This is a genomic window from Carnobacterium viridans (assembly GCF_900102725.1).
In the GTDB taxonomy this organism is placed as follows: Bacteria; Bacillota; Bacilli; order Lactobacillales; family Carnobacteriaceae; genus Carnobacterium_B; species Carnobacterium_B viridans.
In genome coordinates this window covers 689,707-711,436 of record NZ_FNJW01000008.1, presented here as the reverse complement: position 1 = coordinate 711,436, position 21,730 = coordinate 689,707, and the positions used below count along the sequence as shown (strand labels likewise).

General features: G+C 34.2%; 20 protein-coding genes and 1 tRNA gene. 15 read left to right on the top strand and 6 right to left on the bottom strand.

Going from position 1 to position 21,730, the window contains the following annotated elements:
• Positions 1–92: 92 nt before the first annotated feature.
• A complete protein-coding gene (locus BLT48_RS04760; RefSeq protein ID WP_089975735.1) occupies positions 93–593 on the top strand; it encodes a signal peptidase I in 501 nt (166 codons plus the stop codon).
• A gap of 105 nt (positions 594–698) precedes the next feature.
• On the opposite strand, the gene BLT48_RS04755 is transcribed toward BLT48_RS04760, so the two are convergent.
• Complete coding sequence (locus tag BLT48_RS04755) at positions 699–1,877, bottom strand: IS256-like element ISEf1 family transposase (protein WP_089975732.1); 1,179 nt, start codon at positions 1,875–1,877, stop codon at positions 699–701.
• Between the two features lie 266 nt (positions 1,878–2,143).
• Between BLT48_RS04755 and BLT48_RS04750 the strand changes: the two genes are divergently transcribed.
• From BLT48_RS04750 to BLT48_RS04725, 6 genes are all read left to right on the top strand, one after another.
• Positions 2,144–2,644 carry a hypothetical protein gene (locus BLT48_RS04750; RefSeq protein WP_089978658.1) on the top strand — a complete coding sequence of 167 codons (501 nt, stop codon included), beginning with the start codon at positions 2,144–2,146 and terminating at the stop codon, positions 2,642–2,644.
• 188 nt (positions 2,645–2,832) lie between these two features.
• The gene (locus tag BLT48_RS04745) at positions 2,833–3,678 is read left to right on the top strand and encodes a metallophosphoesterase (RefSeq protein ID WP_089975729.1); all 846 of its coding nucleotides are present in this window, start codon (positions 2,833–2,835) and stop codon (positions 3,676–3,678) included.
• 168 nt (positions 3,679–3,846) lie between these two features.
• Entirely contained in the window at positions 3,847–4,737 is an 891-nt protein-coding gene (locus tag BLT48_RS04740) for an aldo/keto reductase (protein WP_089975726.1), read from the top strand.
• Positions 4,738–5,344: 607 nt separating this feature from the next.
• Positions 5,345–6,874 (top strand): AcpB/EbpR/MafR family transcriptional regulator, encoded by a 1,530-nt coding sequence (locus BLT48_RS04735; protein ID WP_244885802.1) that lies wholly within the window; start codon positions 5,345–5,347, stop codon positions 6,872–6,874.
• A gap of 77 nt (positions 6,875–6,951) precedes the next feature.
• The gene (locus BLT48_RS04730; RefSeq protein WP_089975720.1) at positions 6,952–7,953 is read left to right on the top strand and encodes a Gfo/Idh/MocA family protein; all 1,002 of its coding nucleotides are present in this window, start codon (positions 6,952–6,954) and stop codon (positions 7,951–7,953) included.
• Between the two features lie 161 nt (positions 7,954–8,114).
• The gene (locus BLT48_RS04725) at positions 8,115–9,422 is read left to right on the top strand and encodes a DEAD/DEAH box helicase (protein ID WP_244885801.1); all 1,308 of its coding nucleotides are present in this window, start codon (positions 8,115–8,117) and stop codon (positions 9,420–9,422) included.
• A 92-nt stretch (positions 9,423–9,514) separates the two neighbouring features.
• On the opposite strand, the gene BLT48_RS04720 is transcribed toward BLT48_RS04725, so the two are convergent.
• Entirely contained in the window at positions 9,515–10,108 is a 594-nt protein-coding gene (locus BLT48_RS04720; RefSeq protein WP_089975714.1) for a hypothetical protein, read from the bottom strand.
• Positions 10,109–10,410: 302 nt separating this feature from the next.
• Here BLT48_RS04720 and BLT48_RS13820 point away from each other — a divergent pair, with 302 nt between their 5' ends.
• The 6 genes from BLT48_RS13820 to asnB all read left to right on the top strand — a co-directional run bounded on the left by BLT48_RS13820 (position 10,411) and on the right by asnB (position 16,252).
• Positions 10,411–10,572 (top strand): hypothetical protein, encoded by a 162-nt coding sequence (locus BLT48_RS13820; protein WP_176944072.1) that lies wholly within the window; start codon positions 10,411–10,413, stop codon positions 10,570–10,572.
• Positions 10,573–11,001: 429 nt separating this feature from the next.
• Complete coding sequence (locus tag BLT48_RS04715) at positions 11,002–11,382, top strand: GntR family transcriptional regulator (protein WP_089975711.1); 381 nt, start codon at positions 11,002–11,004, stop codon at positions 11,380–11,382.
• The gene (locus tag BLT48_RS04710; protein WP_089975708.1) at positions 11,379–12,068 is read left to right on the top strand and encodes an ABC transporter ATP-binding protein; all 690 of its coding nucleotides are present in this window, start codon (positions 11,379–11,381) and stop codon (positions 12,066–12,068) included. Before BLT48_RS04715 ends, BLT48_RS04710 begins: the two co-directional genes overlap by 4 nt.
• Positions 12,065–12,898, top strand: coding sequence for a hypothetical protein (locus tag BLT48_RS04705; RefSeq protein WP_089975704.1), 834 nt, complete (start codon positions 12,065–12,067; stop codon positions 12,896–12,898). The genes BLT48_RS04710 and BLT48_RS04705 overlap by 4 nt, the downstream gene beginning before the upstream one ends.
• 15 nt (positions 12,899–12,913) lie before the next feature.
• Positions 12,914–14,170 (top strand): hypothetical protein, encoded by a 1,257-nt coding sequence (locus BLT48_RS04700; RefSeq protein WP_089975701.1) that lies wholly within the window; start codon positions 12,914–12,916, stop codon positions 14,168–14,170.
• A gap of 189 nt (positions 14,171–14,359) precedes the next feature.
• Positions 14,360–16,252: an asparagine synthase (glutamine-hydrolyzing) gene (gene asnB, locus BLT48_RS04695; RefSeq protein WP_089975698.1), complete on the top strand. Its 1,893-nt coding sequence runs from the start codon at positions 14,360–14,362 to the stop codon at positions 16,250–16,252.
• Between the two features lie 154 nt (positions 16,253–16,406).
• Here asnB and BLT48_RS04690 read toward each other — a convergent pair.
• A tRNA-Arg gene (locus BLT48_RS04690) sits at positions 16,407–16,480 on the bottom strand.
• A gap of 89 nt (positions 16,481–16,569) precedes the next feature.
• Complete coding sequence (locus tag BLT48_RS04685) at positions 16,570–17,184, bottom strand: TetR/AcrR family transcriptional regulator (RefSeq protein ID WP_089975695.1); 615 nt, start codon at positions 17,182–17,184, stop codon at positions 16,570–16,572.
• Positions 17,185–17,528: 344 nt separating this feature from the next.
• On the opposite strand from BLT48_RS04685, the gene BLT48_RS04680 reads away from it, so the two are divergent.
• Positions 17,529–18,416 carry a hypothetical protein gene (locus BLT48_RS04680; RefSeq protein ID WP_226776616.1) on the top strand — a complete coding sequence of 296 codons (888 nt, stop codon included), beginning with the start codon at positions 17,529–17,531 and terminating at the stop codon, positions 18,414–18,416.
• Positions 18,417–18,482: 66 nt separating this feature from the next.
• On the opposite strand, the gene BLT48_RS04675 is transcribed toward BLT48_RS04680, so the two are convergent.
• The gene (locus tag BLT48_RS04675) at positions 18,483–19,721 is read right to left on the bottom strand and encodes an aminopeptidase (RefSeq protein ID WP_089975692.1); all 1,239 of its coding nucleotides are present in this window, start codon (positions 19,719–19,721) and stop codon (positions 18,483–18,485) included.
• A gap of 554 nt (positions 19,722–20,275) precedes the next feature.
• Between BLT48_RS04675 and BLT48_RS04670 the strand changes: the two genes are divergently transcribed.
• Positions 20,276–20,833 (top strand): TetR/AcrR family transcriptional regulator, encoded by a 558-nt coding sequence (locus BLT48_RS04670; protein WP_089975689.1) that lies wholly within the window; start codon positions 20,276–20,278, stop codon positions 20,831–20,833.
• Positions 20,834–21,220: 387 nt separating this feature from the next.
• On the opposite strand, the gene BLT48_RS04665 is transcribed toward BLT48_RS04670, so the two are convergent.
• A complete protein-coding gene (locus tag BLT48_RS04665; RefSeq protein ID WP_035023587.1) occupies positions 21,221–21,676 on the bottom strand; it encodes a flavodoxin in 456 nt (151 codons plus the stop codon).
• Between the last annotated feature and the right edge of the window lie 54 nt (positions 21,677–21,730).

Here is a 21,730-nt window from a genome sequence, read left to right as displayed (position 1 = left end):
GATTTTTGTTTAATTATAAATGATATAATCTAGATTTTATACTAGCGATATGCTATCTTTAAATCAGTTTAAAGATAGTGAGGAATTAAATCATGAAAATAGTAAAAACTATTGGAGCAACTATAGCAGTAGTTGTTGTTCTTATTTTTGTAATCATTGCTGGAATCAGCTTCTTTTCTGCTCCTGACAGCAGCGGATTGTTTGGATACAAAGGATATACTGTCGTCAGCGGAAGTATGGAACCTAAAATAGCAGTAGGTGATTTTATCATCGACGAAATGGAACCTTATGATAATGTGAAGAAAAATGATATTATTACGTTTCAATACAACCAAGAACTTGTTACGCACAGAGTAGTGGACAGAACAGCTGAAGGATTAGTAACAAAAGGAGATGCTAATAACATCCAAGATCAAGGTTTTGTACTAGAAGACTCCTACATAGGGACTCAAAAAATGATAATCCCATATTTTGGATATGTCATTACCTTCTTACAAAAGCCAATTGCTTTTGCAGTAATTATCGCGTTAATGGGTGTCTATCTTATCTACCTATATCTTAATCCAACAACAAAAAAAGAGATTAATGAATGAAACTTAATAAACGACTGTTTGTTAAGTACCTAATTACTAAATTGTAACAAATTGGGAGCGTCAATAATTTTGTGTAAATAAATCGTCCTTCTGCAAAATAATTAGTTACTCAGTAAACATTGAAACTAATGTATCGGTTACTTGTTGGAAACCTTTATGGCTTCTGTTTAGAAATTTTTGATTGTATGTATCAAAAATGCTGACTAGAAAGCGTTCTAGTGATTCTTCATTTTGAAACTGCTCTTTTCTGCGGCTGTACTTTTTAATTTGCTTATTGAAAGACTCGATTAGATTGGTTGAGTAAATGGTTCTACGAATACTGGGTGGAAACTCATAAAAAGTCAATAAATCTTGGTTTTCTATGAGTGACTGCGTCACTTTAGGATAGTTTTTCTTCCATTTCTCAATCATACAGGATAAGAATGTATTCGCTTCTTCCTTTGAGTTAGCTTGATAAACAGCCTTAAAGTCATCATAGATTTCTTTTCGGTCTTTGACACGTACTTTATGAGCAATATTACGAGATACATGGATACAACAATGCTGATATTTTGCTTTAGGATAAATTTGTTGGATGGTATCTTTCATGCCTTTTAAGCCATCCGTAATAAAAAGCAAGACTTCTTGAACTCCTCTGGAGTTAATATCCTGTAGCAGCTCATTCCAAACGTATGTTGATTCAGTCGGAGCAATCGCATAGCTCAGTACTTCTTTAGTGCCGTCTTCTCGTATACCAATGGCAATATAAATCGCTTCTTTGGATACGGTTTGGCGTTTTAATGGAATATAAGTAGCGTCCATAAAAATAGCGACATACTTATCATTTAAGGCTCTGGATTTAAAGGCGTTTACTTCTTCAGTCAGAACTTTAGTCATGTTGGACATGGTTTGTGGAGTATAGTGATGCCCATACATTTTTTCGATTAAATCAGCAATTTCAGACATCGTAACACCTTTTTCGAATAAATGGATAATAGTGGTTTCCAATGTATCGTTTGTTCTTTTGTAGGCTGGTAAAGTTTGTTGTTTAAACTCACCATTACGATCTCTAGGTATTTCCAATGTTAATTCACCATATTCGGTTTTGATTGATCGAAAGTAAGAACCGTTTCTCGAATTACCTGAATTAAAACCAGTGCGATCATATTTTTCGTAATCTAAAAAAGCCGTTAATTCAGTCCGTAGGAGTGTGTTTATCGCTTTTTCTAAGTGCGAACGGAATAATTCATTTAAATCGCCTTTAGTGACTAGAGTTTGCACAATTTCTGTAGTAAAATCATTCATAGGGAAGTCCTCTTTTCTGTGAATTGGTTGTCGTTAACTTTATTCTACAGAAGGGACTTCCTTTTTTGTATGGATTTTTTCATTTACACAAAATATTTTACACTCTCACAGAGTATACTCATATACATAAAAAGAACGCAATTTACCTTCATTTAAGTTTAGTTTTGCTTTGTGGTTTAATTTTAATTTTGTTAAGAGGTCTTCTTCATCCGGTTTACATTAAGTCAGTTAGTACCTATCAGACTTCTTTTTCATCTGAACAAGTAGTGAAGAAAGAAGTTTTGGAAATTGTTTCTGATTCAGCTAGTACTGAAAAAGAACTAGTAGAAGAAGCAGTTAATTTGAAACAAGAAAAACGTCAAGAAGTGGCTATTTTAACTTATTATGATTCTGTGCAAGAACCGGATTTGAAAAAAGAACTAAATTATAAAGCTGAAACAACAGATGAAGGGGTAAAAATCACAAATTTTTACCACAATGCAAATACTGTTTCAGACACTGCTCTTTCTAAACAATGGGATGTCAGCCAGAATAATTTTGACTTAGTGACCGGCGTCCTCACGATTCAACTAACGATTGAAGAAGGATTAGGTGTGGATACTATATTAACTCAATCAAAAGGACTGATAGATTTATTAATGACCTATAATGCTGAAAAGGAAATCCAAGCTATTGAGCTTGAGATTAAAAGTGGCAAGGAACAGTACTCGTTTAAATCAGTAACAGCTGATACATTAACAAATACTAAAATGGTTTACACAAATTAAATAAAAAAATCAATTCCGATTCTGTTATCCATAAGAAACGGAATTTTTTTTGAGGATAACCATTCGTGGTAACCGTTTTATCAAGGAATCTATGATACAATAAGACAAGACTAGTATACTAGACGAATCAATTCATTAGAGTAGGAAGTAAAAATAATTAGTTTTGGTTTGGTCAAGGGGGAATATTCATGTCAGGATGGACAATAGTTGGTCTATTTTTAGCCATTATAGGTAGTATCGTTCTTTATTTATATCTACAAAATACACTGCTACAACGAACGCAAGTTGAAATTAAATTGCCTTTCACAGGGAAAAAATTAAGTGGAGCAAAAATTGTTCATTTAAGCGATTTACATTTTCCACGTCAAGGCGTTTCTATAAAACGGTTAATTGAAAAAGTCGCAAAAGAAAACCCAGATATGATTGCATTGACTGGTGATCTGATAGATGTACGTGGTGATTTTCCAGAAAAAGAATTGGAATCTTTTTGTAAGGCATTAGTGGAGATCGCCCCAACTTATGCTGTGACCGGAAATCATGACTTAATGTCAGGTCACTTGCAAAAGTGGGAAACGGTTCTAACTTCTGCTGGAGTGAGAGTATTGATTGATGAAGCGGATTGGTTGCCAATTGGAGACGACGGAATCGTCGTTATGGGTTTGTCTGAGAAAGAAGATTTTGAGAACACGCCAAAACCTATTTTGAGAGAGGTGACTATTGAAGAATCGCTGCGTACAAAGCCGCGTATTTTATTGGCACACCATCCAGAATTGTTTGAAGAATATTTAATGGATTTAACGCGTGTTCCAGCGCTTACGCTAAGTGGCCATGCGCATGGAGGACAAGTTAGATTGCCTTTCTTAGGTGGCTTGTTTGCTCCAGATCAAGGGAAGCTACCTGCATTCACCAGTGGGATTCATTACGATCCCAATATGCCTGCTTATCGGATGATGGTCAGCCGAGGAATTGGAAATTCTACTTTCCCATTTCGTGTCAACAATCGACCAGAAATGGTAGTTATTATTTTACATTAAGAAAACAAATCATACCTAACTGAAAAGACAAGTGTGGTGACACAACAATAGTTAACTTATTGTGTGTCTCATGCGTTGTCTTTTTTTTATTTGTAAGTGTTTTCTTTTGAAGTTTTACCTACTGTTGTTTAAACTAAAGGTAACACAAAGTTTAGGAGGCGGATAACTATGGTAGTAAGCTTATTAGACAGAATGGCGTTAAACAACGGATACACAATTCCTGGAATTGGGTTGGGAACTAGCGGAATGACAGGAAGAGAAGCTGAGGATGCCGTTTTTGCAGCAATCATGAAAGGGTACCGATTAATTGATACAGCTTCACAATATGATAATGAAGAAGATGTTGGACGCGGAATCAACCGCGCAGTTAGTTCAGGTGTCTCTCGTGATGAAGTCTTTCTTGTTACTAAGATCTGGAAAACGGATGCTGGGTTTGATAATGCTATCCAATCTTTTGAAGCAAGTTTAAGTCGGTTAAACCAACCGTATGTTGATTTGTTGCTGATTCACTGGCCGGATAAAGATGACGCAGTAAACTTAGATACGTGGAGAGCACTCGAAGACATCTATGAATCGGGTAGAGCACGATCAATTGGAGTCTCCAATTTTAGTAGAGGCGATTTATCTGAATTATTAAAAGAAGCAAAAGTAAATCCAGCTGTCAATCAGTATGAAGTTTATCCAGGACATCCCAACGAGGATTTAAATGACTTTTGTGATTCGGAAAATATTGTGACGATGGCTTATAGTCCGTTAAAAAGAGGGAATGTCAGTAAAGAACGTCACTTGACAACCATTGGTGAAAAATATGGTAAGACTGCTTCTCAAGTTGCTTTACGTTGGGATATTCAACGCGATGTTATTCCGATTCCAAAATCTAGTAATAAAGATCGGATGCAAGAGAATATCGAAGTATTTGATTTTATGTTATCAGACGAGGATATGAATACTATTAACAATTTAGACAAACAAAATAGAGATCGAAATCCTAATGAGACTTATCGTGCAGGAAACTTAAGAGTTCGAACAAGTCGTGAAAAGAAACAAGGACGCAGATAATTAAGGCATAAATTTTAATAAAGACCAATGGATAGAATGTTTTTAGACATTCTATCCATTGGTTTTTTAGTTTTAAGGATAATTGTTTAGTTAGGTAATAATAAAAAAAATTAATCATAAATTGCCTGTTGTAGTGCATATTTTGAAATGAAAATTTGATTAGAGTTTGTTATACTTGTGTTACTTAACTTTCAGAGGAGTGATGCGACGTAATTATAAACAATTGTTTAGACTTTCATCGTTTCTTGTCCAACCGCCTGAACCCCTATCGGATTCTATACCCTAATTCTAGAGGATTAAAAATACCTACCTTAAACCCCAATAATTGTCTAGTCTAAATACCCTAAACTTTATTTCTCTCCTTTAAAAATAACCACGTATATCCACGATTTGTTTGGCAAACTTATCTGTACGATTGGTTTTTATAATTAAATAATTGCATTGATCCAATTTACATTTACCCCCATCTATTCACAATCCCCCATGCCAAATTGTGATAGACGTAATTTTCTTTGGAAAAACCTCGTTTTATGAGTATCCTCAAAAGAATCGTCTCGTAGCGAAGACGATTCTTTATTTAATAAAAAAATCTGATTGATTGAATCGAATGAATAGAAATAAAAACGTGGGAGTGATTAGTGCCATGAGATTATTGATGGATTCGAGTTCATTAAGACGCTTAGAATTAATTGAATTATTAAATGCTAGTGACGAATGGTGGACTGTTGAAGAGATTGCTTTTTGCTTAAATTGTTCTGTTCGTAGTGTTAAAGCAGACATACACTACTACAATACATCTGCTCACCTTCCTATTAAACTAGTTACGTCCAACCACCGTGGTGTAAAATTAATTGCACCAACGACCTTTCAAATGGAAAGTGTTTATCAAGAAATTTTAGCTAAAAATTTAAATTTCCAACTTTTAGAGTGTTTATATAATGAAACTCACTACTCTATAGATGATTATGCTGGAAAATTATTTACTAGTACATCTTCTATTATACGCAGCATAAAACAGATTAATTTATTTCTTGACCAATATAAATTAAGTATTCAAAAAAATCCTATAGCAATTGTCGGTCCCGAGAAACAAATACGTTACTTTTATAGTATTTTTTTCTGGGAAAAATACGGTGTCAAAATAGATGTAACGGGACACCCTAATTTTTATGAAGTAAAACAAATTGTACATAAATTCGCAAAAAAAATGAACATAGCGCTATCAGATATCATGGGAAATAAACTTTCTTTTTATTTACTGATTAACCTCGAACGCATTAGTAATGGCCATATGTTGGAAACGTATACGCCGCCCATGAAAATAGAGAAAAACATTTTAGACAGTATAGAAGAACTTCTAAATGAATTGCCCTTTCATATACCTAAGCAAGAAATTTATTATATAGGATTTTGTTTTATCAATCAATTTTTGAGGCCAAATATCCAAACAAGCCATCTATCTAAAGAACTAGTCATAGTCTACCAGCAAGTCGGCTTGTTTTTAACTCATTTTTCTGAAAAAAATAAATTTGTTTTGTCCAATAAAATTGAATTACAACAAATTATTTTTCATCATATTGTGTATAAAAGAGAATTTCAAGGGCAGGATTATTTTCTTGTTAATCGAACAAAAATTACCTTGCAGCATATAGATAATATCTATCATTCATTTATAATGTTGGCTATTGCTGAACTAGAGAACTGGGCTAATGATGAATGGTTTCCAAGAGAAAACGAAGATATTAGTGAATTTTTATATTTAATGATTATCAATTGGAAAGGGTTAACAAATCAAATCATAGAATTACAAACTAAAATAAGTGTTTTGCTTATCTCTCAATTTGGTGAAACACATGAATTATTTTTAGCTGAAATTTTAAAGAGCTTTTTTCCTAATGAGCTAGTGTGCTATAGTAGTGCAGAGGGAAAAGTTGGGAACACAAAAATACAAATTGTCGTGACCGATGCTCAAGTAGAAGTAGTAAAGAAAAAGATTGCTAAAGACATCCCAATCATCGGCATAGAGTATGCTCCAAATGAACGGAACTGGAAAAATATTCAAGATTGCTTATCCGATATCAAACAGACCAAAGAGAATGGCAAAAGCTGGTTAAATGCTTACTCTCATTTCAATTAAAGGGAATACTATGGTATGATAAAAGAAAAAGCGCTTGCACTTGACGTGTGAATGTTTTATTAAGTGAGGTTGATAGGATGTTAAATTTAGGAATTATCGGAACAAATTGGATCACGAATCAATTTGTAGATGCAGCAATCGCAACGCAAGAGTATCAATTAGTCGGCGTGTATTCAAGATCGTTTGAAAAAGCTAAAGCTTTTGGAGAACCTTATCGTGCAACTGTTTTTGAAACAAGTTTAGAAGCCTTTGCTACAAACTCAGATATTGATGTGGTATATGTTGCGTCACCTAATAGCATGCACTATGAACAAGCCGTTACCTTAATGAACGCAGGTAAGCATGTTATTGTAGAAAAACCTATTTTTTCTAATCCGCGTGAGTGGGTCGCTGCAGCTCAGGTAGCTGAAGATAATAAGGTGTTTTTATTTGAAGCGGCACGTCATGTTCATGAAGAAAACTTTAAAATTGTAAAAAAAGAAGTGAAATCGATTGAAAGTCTTCAAGGAGCGACCTTTGCCTATATGAAATATTCTTCTAGATATGACGCAGTTTTAAATGGCGAAGAACCAAATATTTTCTCGTTAAATTATTCAGGTGGAGCTTTAGCCGATTTAGGTGTTTATCCGTTATACGCTGCCATTTCATGGTTCGGTATGCCGGAAACTAGCCATTATTTCTGTACGAAAATTGCTACAGGAGTCGATGGAAAGGGAACCATCATCTTACGCTACAAAGGATTTGATGTAACTATACTAGCCGGTAAAATGGTGAATTCTTACTTGCCAGCTGAAATTTATGGTTTGAATAAAACACTATCGATGGACAGCATTGAATCGATCACAACGATTGAAGTGATTAATGGCAAAACTAAATTGAAAGAAAGCATTGCTCAAAAGGCTTCTGAGAATCCAATGATGGATGAAGCGAAAGACTTTGCAGATGTGATCAACTCCCCTAATGATATTGCTAAACAAAAGGAATATAAGGAATGGTTGACACTAAGCCAAGAAGTGAATCAAGTGATGACAGATTTACGTAAAGATGCTGGCATTGTTTTTGCGGCAGATGAAAAATAAAGAAACATTCATTAAAAGGGAAGCCCGAATAATTTATTCGAGTTTCCTTTTTTAATTTTGTGGAATAAAAAAATAACAGTAGAAAAGTTAGCTGAAAAGGTATAATTTTGATATGATAGAGCTTGACAGCAACAGGTACGCAAAGAAACGAGGACTAAATGATGATAGAAAACAGTTTACCCGCATTTAAACAGCATTGGGAAGCATTAGCATATAAAGAACCTTCTGCTATTCAAGAAAAAGTTTATGAACCGCTAAAAACAGGAAAAGACGTGGTGGGTATCTCACCTACAGGAACTGGTAAAACAGTAGCCTATACACTTCCAACTTTAGAACGAGTTGAACCAAAAGCTGGTGTCCAAGTAGTTATTTTGACACCTTCACAAGAATTATCGATTCAAGTGGGAGAAGTAGTCCAAGAGTGGGCAAGCCAACTAGGCTTAAACAGTCAGACAATTATTGGTGGAGCCAATTTAAACCGCCAGTTGGATAAATTGAAAGAAAAACCAGAAATTATTGTCGGTACTCCTGGACGAATCTTTGAAATTTCTGAGACAAAAAAATTGAAATTGCATACAGTACAAACGGTTATCTTGGATGAAGCAGATCAACTACTACAACAAGAACAATTGGCAACGGTAAGAAAGCTAGTCAATAAAATGCCTGGGCAACGCCAAATGGGCTTCTTTTCAGCTACCAGCAATGAATTGATGCAAGATTTAGCCAAATGGTTTAATGTAGAACCGGAATGGATCGATGCAACAGAAGAGGATCAGTCTAAAGGTGAAGTCCTTCACGCGTATATTGAAACACCTACACGTAAAAGAGTAGAGACGCTTAGACGGTTGACGCATATGAAAGATTTTAGAGGGCTTGTTTTTGTAAACAATGTAGCCAATTTAACATTAGCTTTTGAGAAATTAAATTACGAAGGCATCTCTGTAGCTGTTTTACACGGTGAAAAATACAAAACAGAGCGCAAACAAGCTTTGCAACAATTTCGCGATGGCAAAATCAAATTATTGTTAACGACGGATGTAGGTTCTAGAGGATTAGATATTCAAGACTTGCCATACGTAATCCAGTACGATGTTCCACAAACGAAAGAAAGTTACATTCATCGCTCAGGTCGTACAGCGCGAATGGGGAAAACTGGAACTGTTTTGACCTTGGTTAATGAACGTGAATTAAGAGAATTCAAAAAATTAATTTCTTCATTGGAAATCAAATTGAACCAAGTCTACTTGTATGGTGGAGAAATTGTGAAAGAGCGTCCATTAGCTGAGGAACAGCCGGAAACCTCTGAAGCAGTAAAAGCACCTGTTAAAGTGAAAAAGACGATTAAACCAATCGTTGAGGCAACTAAAAAAGAAATCATCGAACCTGTTAAGAAAAAGAAGAAACACCGCAAAAAAGTAGATAAAAATAAGGGTGCACGAAGAAAAACAAAAAACAAAGAAGTCGAATAAAGCAAAAAAAGACTAGGACAAATACAGAAATGTATTTGTCCTAGTCTTTTTTTTAATGATAATTTAAAAACTAAGCTGAAAGCTAACCTATTCTACAAGCTATCGCTAGGTATCTTCCAACCAGCATCTAGAAATTCTTGGGAAGTAACAGGGTAAAAAATAACTGATCCGTTAGCTGATTTTAAAACAAACAGACCGTCTTTTTTTACAAGTTCTAGTGTCAATAAATAGGTCTCATCTGCACCTTCTAAAACTGAATCAGGTGTATAAAGTTCTAATGTTAGCATAGATCCCTCAATTGTATAACCAAGGATATCACTACCGCCTAAAGTTGTTCCCCACTCACCTGGAATAAAGGAGTCATCTGTTATTGCAACCGTATATTTTCCAATTTTCGATTGAAAAGGAACAGAATCTTTTGAATCAAAAGTAGCCCAATACCCTTTGAAATCATCAAATGTAATCACACCATCATCTTCTTTTATAATGGTCGATTCGACTGGTGTAGCTACCGCGGTATCAGATTTAGAAGCAGAAAGGGACTCTTTTTGTTGAGTAGAACTGCTATCTGCACTGTGATTAGCAGTTGCTCCACAGCCAGTACTCATTGATCCAGCAAGAAAAAGAGTAAGGATAAGAATGAAATATGTCCACTTGGAATAATGGCTCACCTTTAACTGTTTCATCGAACTACCTCATTTCCAATTTAGTCAAACTTGTTAACATTAGTGTAACAAGATTTAGTAAAGAAACAAAGGAATATGCTATTGAACAAGCTGACGAGGCAAGGGTATGTAACGAGAATTGGTAAGCTTTTTCGTATGATAGCACAACCTGAAATAAAGTGGAAGCGTTATTTATGTATTATCCTCCAAAACAAGACCAAAAATTTGACACACGCTTTCATATTGATGAAAATAGATATGTGAAGAAGAATAGTCAATTATAGACTGAAGAATGAAATACAAAATAGCGAGGATGAGGAATCATGCTGAAGAATGGATTGTTTATGATGACAATCGGATTTGTTGCCATTATATTGGGGCTCACAGGCCTAAACGAGCACCGCATACTCATTTTAGGAATTGGCATAATACTGATTGTCTTAGGTTTTGTGTTATACAATAAAGGTGAAAAGAAAGAAGATTAACTATTCAAAAGTAAATCATGCTGGAAGTAGCAAAAAGATAAGAAGAATGGAATAAGAACGATCCTCCATATAAGGAATAATCAACTAAATAAAATTATGAAACCAGTGAGATTGATTAGTCTTTCCTGGTTTCTTTTTGAGTGAAAGAAAGCGAATCTTCGTCAAATGGTGATTATAAGAATAAAATGAAATTTTTTTTGGAATAGACGGGTTTGCTTGTGGAGAGCCATCCATTTACTGAGTTGCCTAGAAACCGTCTGAAGTTAAACCATCATTATTCCAAAACAAAAAAGTGATTGACAATAAAAGTGTATGAAGGATATAATACAGCAGAGAGATGTAGGAATCATTTAATACGCATTTTTTTACCTAGTGCGTATTAACCGGTTAATACAGTCGCAAGAAAATGAAATCAAAATGGAGGCTGCTATGAACGTTAATTTTAATAAACGAGATCCGCTGTATGAACAAGTTGTTCGACATTTTAAAGAAGAAATCGCAGCAGGAAAATTATTGCCGGGTCAAGAAATGCCGTCTAGACGGGAGCTAGCCAGTCAGTTAAAAATCAATCCGAATACAGCCCAGCGAGCGTATAAGGAAATGGAGGAACAAGGCTTAATATATACAGAAAGCAATTCACCAAGTAAAATTTCAGAAAATCGAAGTGTTTTGGGAGCCGTCCAAGATGAATTGTTGGGAGAAGCTGTTTCTTCTTTTGTATCTGCGATTCGACCGATTCAAGTACCGCTAGATAAAGTCATAGGGTTAATCAAAGAAAAATATGTTGCTGAATCAGGAGGAATAAAATGATTGAAGTAAAAGGAATCACGAAAAAATTTGGCCGAAAAAAAGTTTTGAAAGGAATTTCGTTTACAGCCAATAAAGGCGAAATCACTTGTATCATCGGCATTAATGGCGTGGGTAAAACGACTATCTTAAATGGAATCATGAATTTAACTCCAATGAACAGCGGTGAGATTCTGATTGACGGAGAGAAGATAAATAAAAAAATTTATGAAAAGATCACATTTATTCCCGATACAATGACTATGCTGCCAGGTTTTAGAATTGAACAAGCCATGCAGTTTATGCAAAATTTTTATCAATCGTGGAATCAAGGACGAGCTGAAGAATTACTAGGCTTTTTTAAATTAACAAAAGAGGATAAAATTTCTACCCTTTCTAAAGGAAATACGGCTAAAGTGAATTTGATGTTAGGTTTGGCTTTAGACGTTGATTATTTATTAATGGATGAACCTTTTTCTGGAATCGATATTTTTAGCCGAGAACAGATTGCCAATGTGTTTACAAGCCACTTGATTGAAGATCGCGGAGTTATCATAACGACACATGAAATTAATGATATTGAGCATTTGATTGATAAAGTTGTGTTGATTGATGAAGGTGTAGTATTGAAAGAATTTAATGCAGAACAAGTACGCGAAGAAGAAGGAAAGTCTGTTGTTGATGTTATGAGAGAGGTGTTCCAGCCATGAAAAATTATCTAAAACTAGTAAATTTTGAATTTAACCGTTGCATAAAACTGTATGTTTCTTTAATTGGGTTAACTATTGTATCGCAACTTATTGCAGTTTTTATAGAGTCTAAAAATTACATAAATCAATTAAATGAAGCAGTTTATCAAAATAAAATACCAAAAACTCAATTTTTAAGTGAAACAGGTGAAATGAGCATGTTTTGGGTAGTTAATAATATTTGGTTTTTATTGCCTATTCTTATCAGTGTAACGGCTGTGTTATTCTATAGTTTTTATATCTGGTACGTTGAGTGGATGGGGAAGAATACATTTATTTATCGGTTATTGATGCTGCCAACGTCTCGTATGACTATCTTCTGGTCTAAAATCACAACCATAGCTTTAATGATTTTTGGATTAGTTTCTATTCAACTCATATTACTAATTGTTGAAAGTCAACTATTAAAGCTGTTAGTTGCAAGTGATATTCGCTTAGATCTATCGCTGCAACAATTAAGTGAACTATCTTATTATCTTTCTCTCTTTATGCCACAATCATTTCTATCTTTTATCATCTACTATGGTACAGGATTTATACTGCTCTTCTTAACCTACACAACAATCTTATTTGAGAGAAGTTTCCGATTAAAAGGAATAATGATGGGAATAGGTTTTAGTATTGTTTTATTTCTTGTGTTTTTATCACCAGTTATTGCTAACGATATAGTCGGTTTAAACTGGCTTTATCCAAATGAAATCATTATCACCGAGATTATTCTAGGGGTACTTGTTATTGCGATAAGTAGCTGGATGAGTCATTACTTATTGAATAAAAAAGTAACAGTTTAAGAGGAGGCAGAGAGTATGAAACGTTATGGAAAATTAGGCATCATTGCAGGATTAGCTGTTCTTTCAATTGGTATTTATTATATTCAACCTATTTTTACGGGAGAGACAAGACCACAATTTTCAGTCTCAGCAAAAAGTGGCGACAAAACATTAATAGAGGATATGACCATAGAAGGGTATTACTATGAAAATAATCTTTATGGAATAGGAACAGAAGTAGAAATTGCGAACGAGGCTACAACTTACTATTCAACTCAGCCTTATCTAAATCAACTACAGGGTAGTGTAAACGGCAATGAAAAAATGACTCAATTGCAAAAAAAATATCGGAGTTTTATGCGTGGAAAAGAACCACAATTAGCCAATTATTTTGAAGACGATTCTATATTAGCTTATGCAGATATAACGTTAGATTCCATGTCGGCTGTTACTGAAGATTCAAAATTTCTTATTGAAGTATTGGACAAAAAAACAAATGATGTGATTTCTTTTTCAGTAGATTTTCCTAAAGCAACGGATTACTTTTCAATGTATATTGAAGACGTTCAAGTTGCCAATAATAAATTAATTGTGGTGACAAATGGGTACTCAATAAATAGCGAAAACGGACAAGATGAGCAGCATTTGTATTCAATCGATTTGCCAAATGAGAAAATTGAAAAAGATGAAAAAATTAAAATGGATTTAGTGGATTCAAAAGACAAAGAAATTCAATATGTTGAATTACTGAATGCAGGAAATGATATCCATTCTTCAAAAATTTTAGTTTACCGTGTAACTCTTGATGTTCCACAAACAGAAACGGAAGTATATGATGAAAACGAAATAATAACTCAACCTGTTTTTGGACTAATCGGTGTAAACATAGAAACAGGAGAACAATTTTTAATAGATGTTTCAGATAAATTAGATAACAAAGCTTTAGGAAATACGATACTTATTGAAAATTCTACTTTGTATTTTTACAAAAAGAATGACACAACGTTGTCTCTTTACTCTTATTCCTTAGAGCAAAGAGAGTTATTAGAGCTTGAATCCGTTGAATTAACTAAAGAACAACTAGCAATTTTAAAAGCAGATGTCATTCTGCAAGTGAAAGATGGGATTGTTTTCTTTGCAGAAAGTTCTAATGTAACAGATAAAGCTATGCAAATCATGGCAATTGACAGTAATTCAGGGGAACTTGTTTTTGAAGGAACAATCGATGAAAAAGTTAATCAACCATCTAAAAGAGATGAGTTGTATCTAAGCGAAATTTTATTTCAACAGTAAAACAGAAGACAGGCGTTTTTTCTATTAAATTAAATAAAATAAAAAAACTATTGATATATTAAAGTAATAGTTGTAATATAAATGTAATGAAAACGCTAAAAACTAGTCTTTAGTGTTTTCATTTAAAAGCTATTTAACCGTTGATAACAGAAAGTATAAAACAGTTTGTTTATAAAGGAGAGCACAACTATGTGTGGATTTGTTGGGTATATTTCTAATACAGAAAATACAATACAAAAAACAATTGAGAACACGATTGATCAAATGAATAAAATGATTGTACATAGAGGGCCAGATGAAGAAGGCTATTATAGCGATGATACGATTGCGTTAGGTTTTAGAAGATTAAGTATTATCGATATTGAAAAAGGACATCAACCATTGTCTTATGAAGATGAACGCTATTGGATTATCTTTAACGGTGAAATTTATAATTATATAGAATTAAGAAAAGAACTAAGTGTTCAAGGCTATGCGTTTAAAACGGATAGTGACACAGAAGTCATCATTGCAGCTTATTCAGCATACAAAGAAAAAGTAGTGGATAAATTAAGAGGAATGTTTGCATTTGTGATTTGGGATAAAGTAGAAAAAGTGTTCTTTGGAGCTCGTGATCATTTTGGAATCAAACCTTTTTATTACGCAGTAGAAGATCAAGGTTTGTATGTAGCTTCTGAAAAAAAAGCTATTCTAAAAGTGGTTCAAGATCGACAATTAGATCAAATTGCATTACAAAATTATTTAACCTTTCAGTATGTTCCAGGATCAGAAACGATGCACCAAGCGATTAAGGAACTTCCACCAGGTCATTTTATGACAAAGAAGATAAATGAAACTGTAAAAATTACTAGATATTGGCAAGCAGATTTTTTACCTAGTAATAAATCAGAAGAACTAGTTGCAAAGGAAATTAGAACAAGCTTATGGGATTCTGTTGAAAAACACATGAGATCTGATGTTACAGTTGGTTCCTTCTTATCAGGAGGAATTGATTCGTCAATCATTGTAGCGATGGCACGTGAGTTTAATCCTAAACTTAAGACATTATCCGTTGGATTTGAAAGAGATGGATACAATGAAATTAACTTAGCTGAAGAAACGGCAGAAGAGTTAAAAGTAGAAAACTTTAGTCACACGATTACTGCAGAAGAATTTATGGCTGAATTTCCACGTTTTATTTGGCATATGGATGACCCTTTGGCTGATCCTGCAGCTATGCCACAATTCTTTTTGTCAGAATTAGCTCGAAAGCATGTAAAAGTTGCGTTATCAGGCGAAGGAGCGGATGAATTATTTGGGGGATATGGTATTTATAACGAACCGCATGCATTGAGAATGTTCAATCGCAATGGTAAAGTTACTAATCAAGTTATCCATCAGTTAGCCCGGCTAATGCCCGAGGGAGTAAAAGGAAAAAGTTTTCTTCTTAGAGGAACCATTCCGCTAGAGCACCGGTATGTAGGAAATGCAAAGATTTTTGACGAACGTGAAAAAAATAACTTATTAACTAATTATAATCCTAACCATCCTTTTCAGAACGTAACAGAACCGATTTATCAACAAACAATTGGCTATCATCCAGTAGATAGAATGCAATTGATTGATATTAATACGTGGTTAAGTGGAGATTTACTTTTAAATGCAGATAGAACCACAATGGCTCATTCATTAGAATTGAGAACGCCGTTTTTAGATAAAGAAGTATTTAAGGTTGCTAGAGAAATACCTGCACATTTAAGGCTTGCTCATGGAACGACTAAATATATTTTAAGAAAAGCAGTTGAAGGAATTGTTCCAGAAAATGTTATTTACCGTAAAAAATTAGGTTTTCCAGTTCCAATCCGTCATTGGTTAAAAGATGAAATGTATGATTGGGCATTGACGATTATACGGGAATCTCAAACAGAACATATCTTGAATAAAGGTTATATTGAAGACCTTTTAATCAATCATCGCATAGGTAAGATAGACTATTCACGCAAAATATGGACAGCTTTAACTTTTATGGTTTGGCACCGTATTTATGTCGAAGAATCACAAGAATTTTTGACTGAACCCCTCAGCGTTATTGTACAGCATTAATCAAAAGTTAAAACTAAATAAAATCAAAAACAGAACCTTATTCAAGCAAGGTTCTGTTTTTGATTTTCTCAGTTTTGATAAAATTTAAAATAGAAAGAAAAATAGCTCTTCTTTCTATTTTAAAAATATTGATTTTCTCTTTATTGATGTAAAATGATCCTAGAGAGATTTGAACTCCCGACCTAACGTTTAGGAAACGTTTGCTCTATCCACCTGAGCTATAGGACCGTATGAACACAGTCTCTATTTTCTCACAGTTTAAAATAAATGTCTAGGTTTAAAATGAAAGCTCAAATTTGTATCATTGATGACCTAAGTTAGTCGTTTTCAGTTACAAAATTGGACAGTGGCAATTGAAAAATACTACGATCTAAAACAAAGATATCTGTCAGTTGTTGTGCCATTTCAGTAGTAGAAGAAGCGTAGTTTGTTTCATCCCATTCAACTAAGTAACCGTAAACTCCATTAGCGATATAAGCACCAAGAGGTTTTTGCGATTTTAAAGAATATTGAACAGTGGAGAAAAAGCTTTCGTTCAAAAATTTTTTTAACACAGCAGAAAATTGCAATTGGAAGTTTAGGAAACCAACAGAATGAATAGCTAAATGAAAATAATTACGGTGTTCACAGATAAATACAAAGAGGGCATCTGATAAAGGAATGGTTTTTAAATTAGAATAACAGATATCTCGGTAGTTATCTTCCAACATAATCGTTAGATGATCTAGAAATTGATCTAGTATCTCTTTTAAAATATCTTCTTTATAGGCATAATGTTTATAAAATGTTCCTCTATTAACGCCGGCTTTATTGACAATTTCAGTAATTGAAATCGTCTTAAAATCGCGTTCATTCAATAAGCTGATGAACGTTTCAGATATAGCCTTTTTGCTACGCATAAAGCGAATATCGACTACTTCTTTTTGTGACATAAGGTTTCCTCCTGAAATTAGCGTGCTGTTTATGTGATTTACATATAAAAGATAGTTAAATGGTGCTATGTATGATTATTAGTATACAGTAAAAAAATCTTTAAAAGATAAAGTGAAAGAATTAATAAGTGAACAATTGGTGACAACCCAACAATTTGTCATTAAATGTTCAAGAAATTGCTAATATAAATAGCGATATTGTGCCTAAAAAAAATTTTTGAACGATTCAAAAAAAGATGGCTGTCAAATGAAGGAAAAAAGTACATAAAAATAAAAAAACATGTGCTATAATAAGGTTGACTAAACAAATCATTTATTATTTTTTGAGGAGTGAGAAATTAAAGATGGGTATAAGGGATCTAGTAAAAAAATGGATAGGAATTCACACTAACGAAGTAGGGTCAACAGATGTTGCAGTCATGGAAAGAAGTGAAAACGTTTTTTTTGCTGCCGATGAAGAAATGATTCAACCTCTAAACTATGAAGTTTATTATAAGATGATCGATCAAGAAGTCGAATTGACCAGCACTATTTTATCGTCTCAATACGATGAAGGATTAGCCAGCGATGTTGTAAAAGTAGAAATAGATGGAATCCCAGTTTTTATCGAACGGAATGAGCTGGACTTTAAACCGCATCAATTGTCACTAATGCATTATGTAGGGGGAGAAATTCAGTTTCAACTCATCAGTATAAATGAAAAAGAAGGTTCGATGCTAGGCTCAGTAAAAAAAATAAGAGAAAAAGAATTTGATTTACTACATAAAGAATTGAAAGAGGGAAAAATAGTCGAAGCTAAATTAACCAAGCATTTGCGTTATGGGGCTTACTTTTTAATTGGAAATACCTCTGTTCAGATGTTGAATAAAGATTTTGCTGAAGATCATACTACGATTGGGGATGTCTTAACTATAGGAGATACAATTAAAGTAAGGTTTAACCGGATTACGGAAAATAAAAATTTAAGAGTAGAGCCTATTGTGAAATACAAAAATGAAGTTTCCGTTTCTTTAGAGGATATGGAAGCCAATCAAGTTGTGCTAGGAACTGTTAGAAACATTAAAAAATGGGGTATCTTTGTAAGAATTGCACCAAATTTAGATGCATTATGCTCTATTCCGACACATTTAGAAGTAAGAGAAGGCGATAAAGTTTCCTTCAGAATCACACAAGTCTTAAAAGAAGACAAACGGGTCCGAGGAAAAATTGTTCGTTTGGTAAAAAAAGAGTAATGGATAACAGTATAAATACAAAAAACGACTAGACAAGTGCCTAGTCGTTTTTTGTGAGTCTCAACATTAAGCCCAGTCGCCATTACGGAAAACAGGAACAGTACTACCATCTTTGCGGATACCATCCACATCCATTTTGTCAGAACCAATCATGAAGTCAACATGAATCGTTGAACGATTTAAGCCGGCAGCTTTTAATTCTTCTTCTGACATTTCTGTCCCACCAATCAAACTAAAAGCGTAAGCAGAGCCTAAAGCCAAATGGTTGGAGGCATTTTCATCGAATAAAGTATTAAAAAATACGATACCGGATTGAGAAATAGGAGAAGGATCAGGAACTAAAGCTACTTCACCTAAACGTGCAGAACCTTCGTCTGTCGCAACTAAATTCTTCAAAACTTCTTCGCCTTGTTCAGCAGTAACATTTACGACTTTACCGTCTTTAAATGTGAATTCCATGTTCAAAATCGTGTTACCAGCATAGCTTAATGGCTTAGTGCTACGAACTACGCCGTCAACGCGATTAGCGTCAGGAGCAGTGAAGACTTCTTCAGTGGGCATATTTGCCATGAAACGTTCGCCACGAACGTTATCACTACCGGCACCTTCCCAACGATGACCTTCAGGTAAACCAACCGTTAAATCAGTACCAGGAGCTGTGTAGTGCAAAGCTACAAATTGTTCTTTATTTAATTCATCAGCTTTTTCATTCAACGTGATATCTTTTTTAGCCCAAGATGCAACAGGATCAGCGTCATAAAGATTAACCGCTTTAAAGATAGCATCCCATAATGCATCAACTTGTTCTTCTTCAGTTGGTAAATTAGGGAAGACTTTAGCTGCCCATTTAGCACCAGCAGCTGCAGCCACTGTCCAACTCACTTTATTCGCTTGAGTTGCTTTACGTTGTTCACTTAAAGCTTTCCCGGCTGCAGATTGATAAGCAGCGATTTTATCGCTGTCTACACCAGATAATGCATCTGGATCTGAGGAACGGACGCTGATGCGGCTAGCTCCCTTAGCAATTTGATCTAATGATTCGTCAATTTTATATTGTGGAATAGCCGTTAAACGATCTTGAGGTGTCCCAATAAATTGTTCACGGTTCACGACATCATCTGCCCATTTCACAATTACTTCTGTAGCGCCTAAAGCATAAGCTTCTTTGGTAATTAAACGAGCTAAGGGTGCTTGATCTACATCGATTTGCAAGACAACCGTGTGTCCTTCTGTCACATTTATACCCGATTTAACGAGCAAATGAGCGTATTTTTGTAAATTTTCTTCAAAGTTTGGCAATACCATATTTTTCCTCCTAATAATACAAAATGAGGTTGGAACAAAAGAAACTAGAAGCAAGCAACTATACTTTTCGTTCGTTTGGTTTCAAACTCTTACGTACTAATAATAGCACACGAAAGAAAGAGAAACAATTTCCTGAATAATTTTATTAGAATGATAAATAAAAATAGATTGACAATAGATAACTATCGTGTCTCGAACGCTTTTTTAAAGTAACTAAATAGCTAGACCAATTTAATAGAACAAACACATAGTGTACAAGTGTTTGTTTTTGCAGTACAAAAGAGTTCTCTTTTAATCACAATAGTGATAGAATAAATTAAGGATTATTGGAGAGAGAATCCGAACAAACAGGTACAGTATTGTTTTTTGACACACGTTTTAAACGAATGCTGTTTAACACTGAACTCAATTTCTAGATGAGATTAGTCAGTTAATCGCAAAGATAGACACAAAGAAAAAAGTCAAAAACTGTTGGTTGTAGATGTTGAAATATTCGGAAATAGATTATAAAGTCTCCTAATTATTGGTAAATGATGCAAAAGAGGTGAACTGAGATGGCTAGAAAGAAAACAATTTTAAAATCACAAATTCTTGAAACAGCTTATCAAGTTGTTAAAACAGAAGGATTTGAAGGTTTTACAGCACGTAATATTGCAAAAAAAATGGATTGCTCAACGCAGCCGATCTATCTAGAGTTTAAAAATATGGATGACTTAAAACACGAACTCGTTGTGAAAATAAAAAACTACATCGATGAGACTATTTATACTAAAGAACGCACAGAAGATCCTTTGCTCAATATGTGTTTGAACTATGTCTATTTTGCAAAAGAAGAACCTGTCTTTTTCAAAGCACTCTTCTTTGAGTCACAACTGGATACAGATCAAATGCATGATATTTCATTGGATAAAATGATGGAAGTTTTTAAACAAAACGAAGGAACAAAAGATTTATCTAAAGCTGAAAAAAAGAAACTATTCAAAAACATTTGGATCACAGTTCATGGCACAGCGGTGTTAGTTGCACAAGGGTTCTTGAAGTTCCACGAAAAAGACGTAACCGATTATATCAATCAAGTATTAGTACAACATGTGCCAAGTTATAAAGCATAAAAAACAGTTGTATAGCAGATAGTGTTGATAGAACAAACTAAAATTTCTTCTGGAATAGACAGTTTTGCTTGTGGAGAGCCATGGGAACGTCTGAAGTTGCTGTATTCTAGAACGTGTTTCAAAAAGCAGTCCTGACGTCCACTTCACGAATAATGCTCGATGGTCGTTGACCATACTGCGCTTATTCGCTCCAGTGATTCAGGTCTAAACGCTTTTAGTCACACTCCCAATGAAGCATTAACGCTTTATAATTCGCATTGAATCCAATGCATGGCTACAAGCAAACCTTATTCCTCCAGAAATAACTTCTAACCAATTTAACTAAGCTATCAACACTAAAAAATATAGACTAAAAAACTTCCTCGCCATTATGACGAGGAAGTTTTTTTATGTTAGAGACTCTGCTTTTTCTACTAATGCTTTAGCAAAAGCTTTTAGCTGTTCGATATCTTCTTCATTAGCATCTAAGTCAACTTTGACACTTTCAGCACCTTCTACAGCACCGATTGAAGCTAATTTATTGGAAAAATCAATTACTGATTGGCAAAATTTTTCATAAAAGTGATCACCTGATCCGAACGTACCAAAAACTTTGCCTGTTAAATCAATTTCACTCAGTTCTTCATAGAAATCAACGAACTCATCCGGTAAATTCGCATCGCTTCCATAAGTATAGGTACCAATGATACAGATATCGACATCCAATAAATCTTCCGGTTCAGCTTGCATACATTCAACTGTTTCAACATCCACACCTAAATCTTTTAACGCTTCGTCTACAATATCTGCGCACTCTGCTGTGTTGCCCGTTAAACTTGCAAAGACAATTAAAGCTTTGGTCATTTATCTATCATCCTTTTCTACACGTGTGTACTTTCTTAACAGAGTATACCAAAG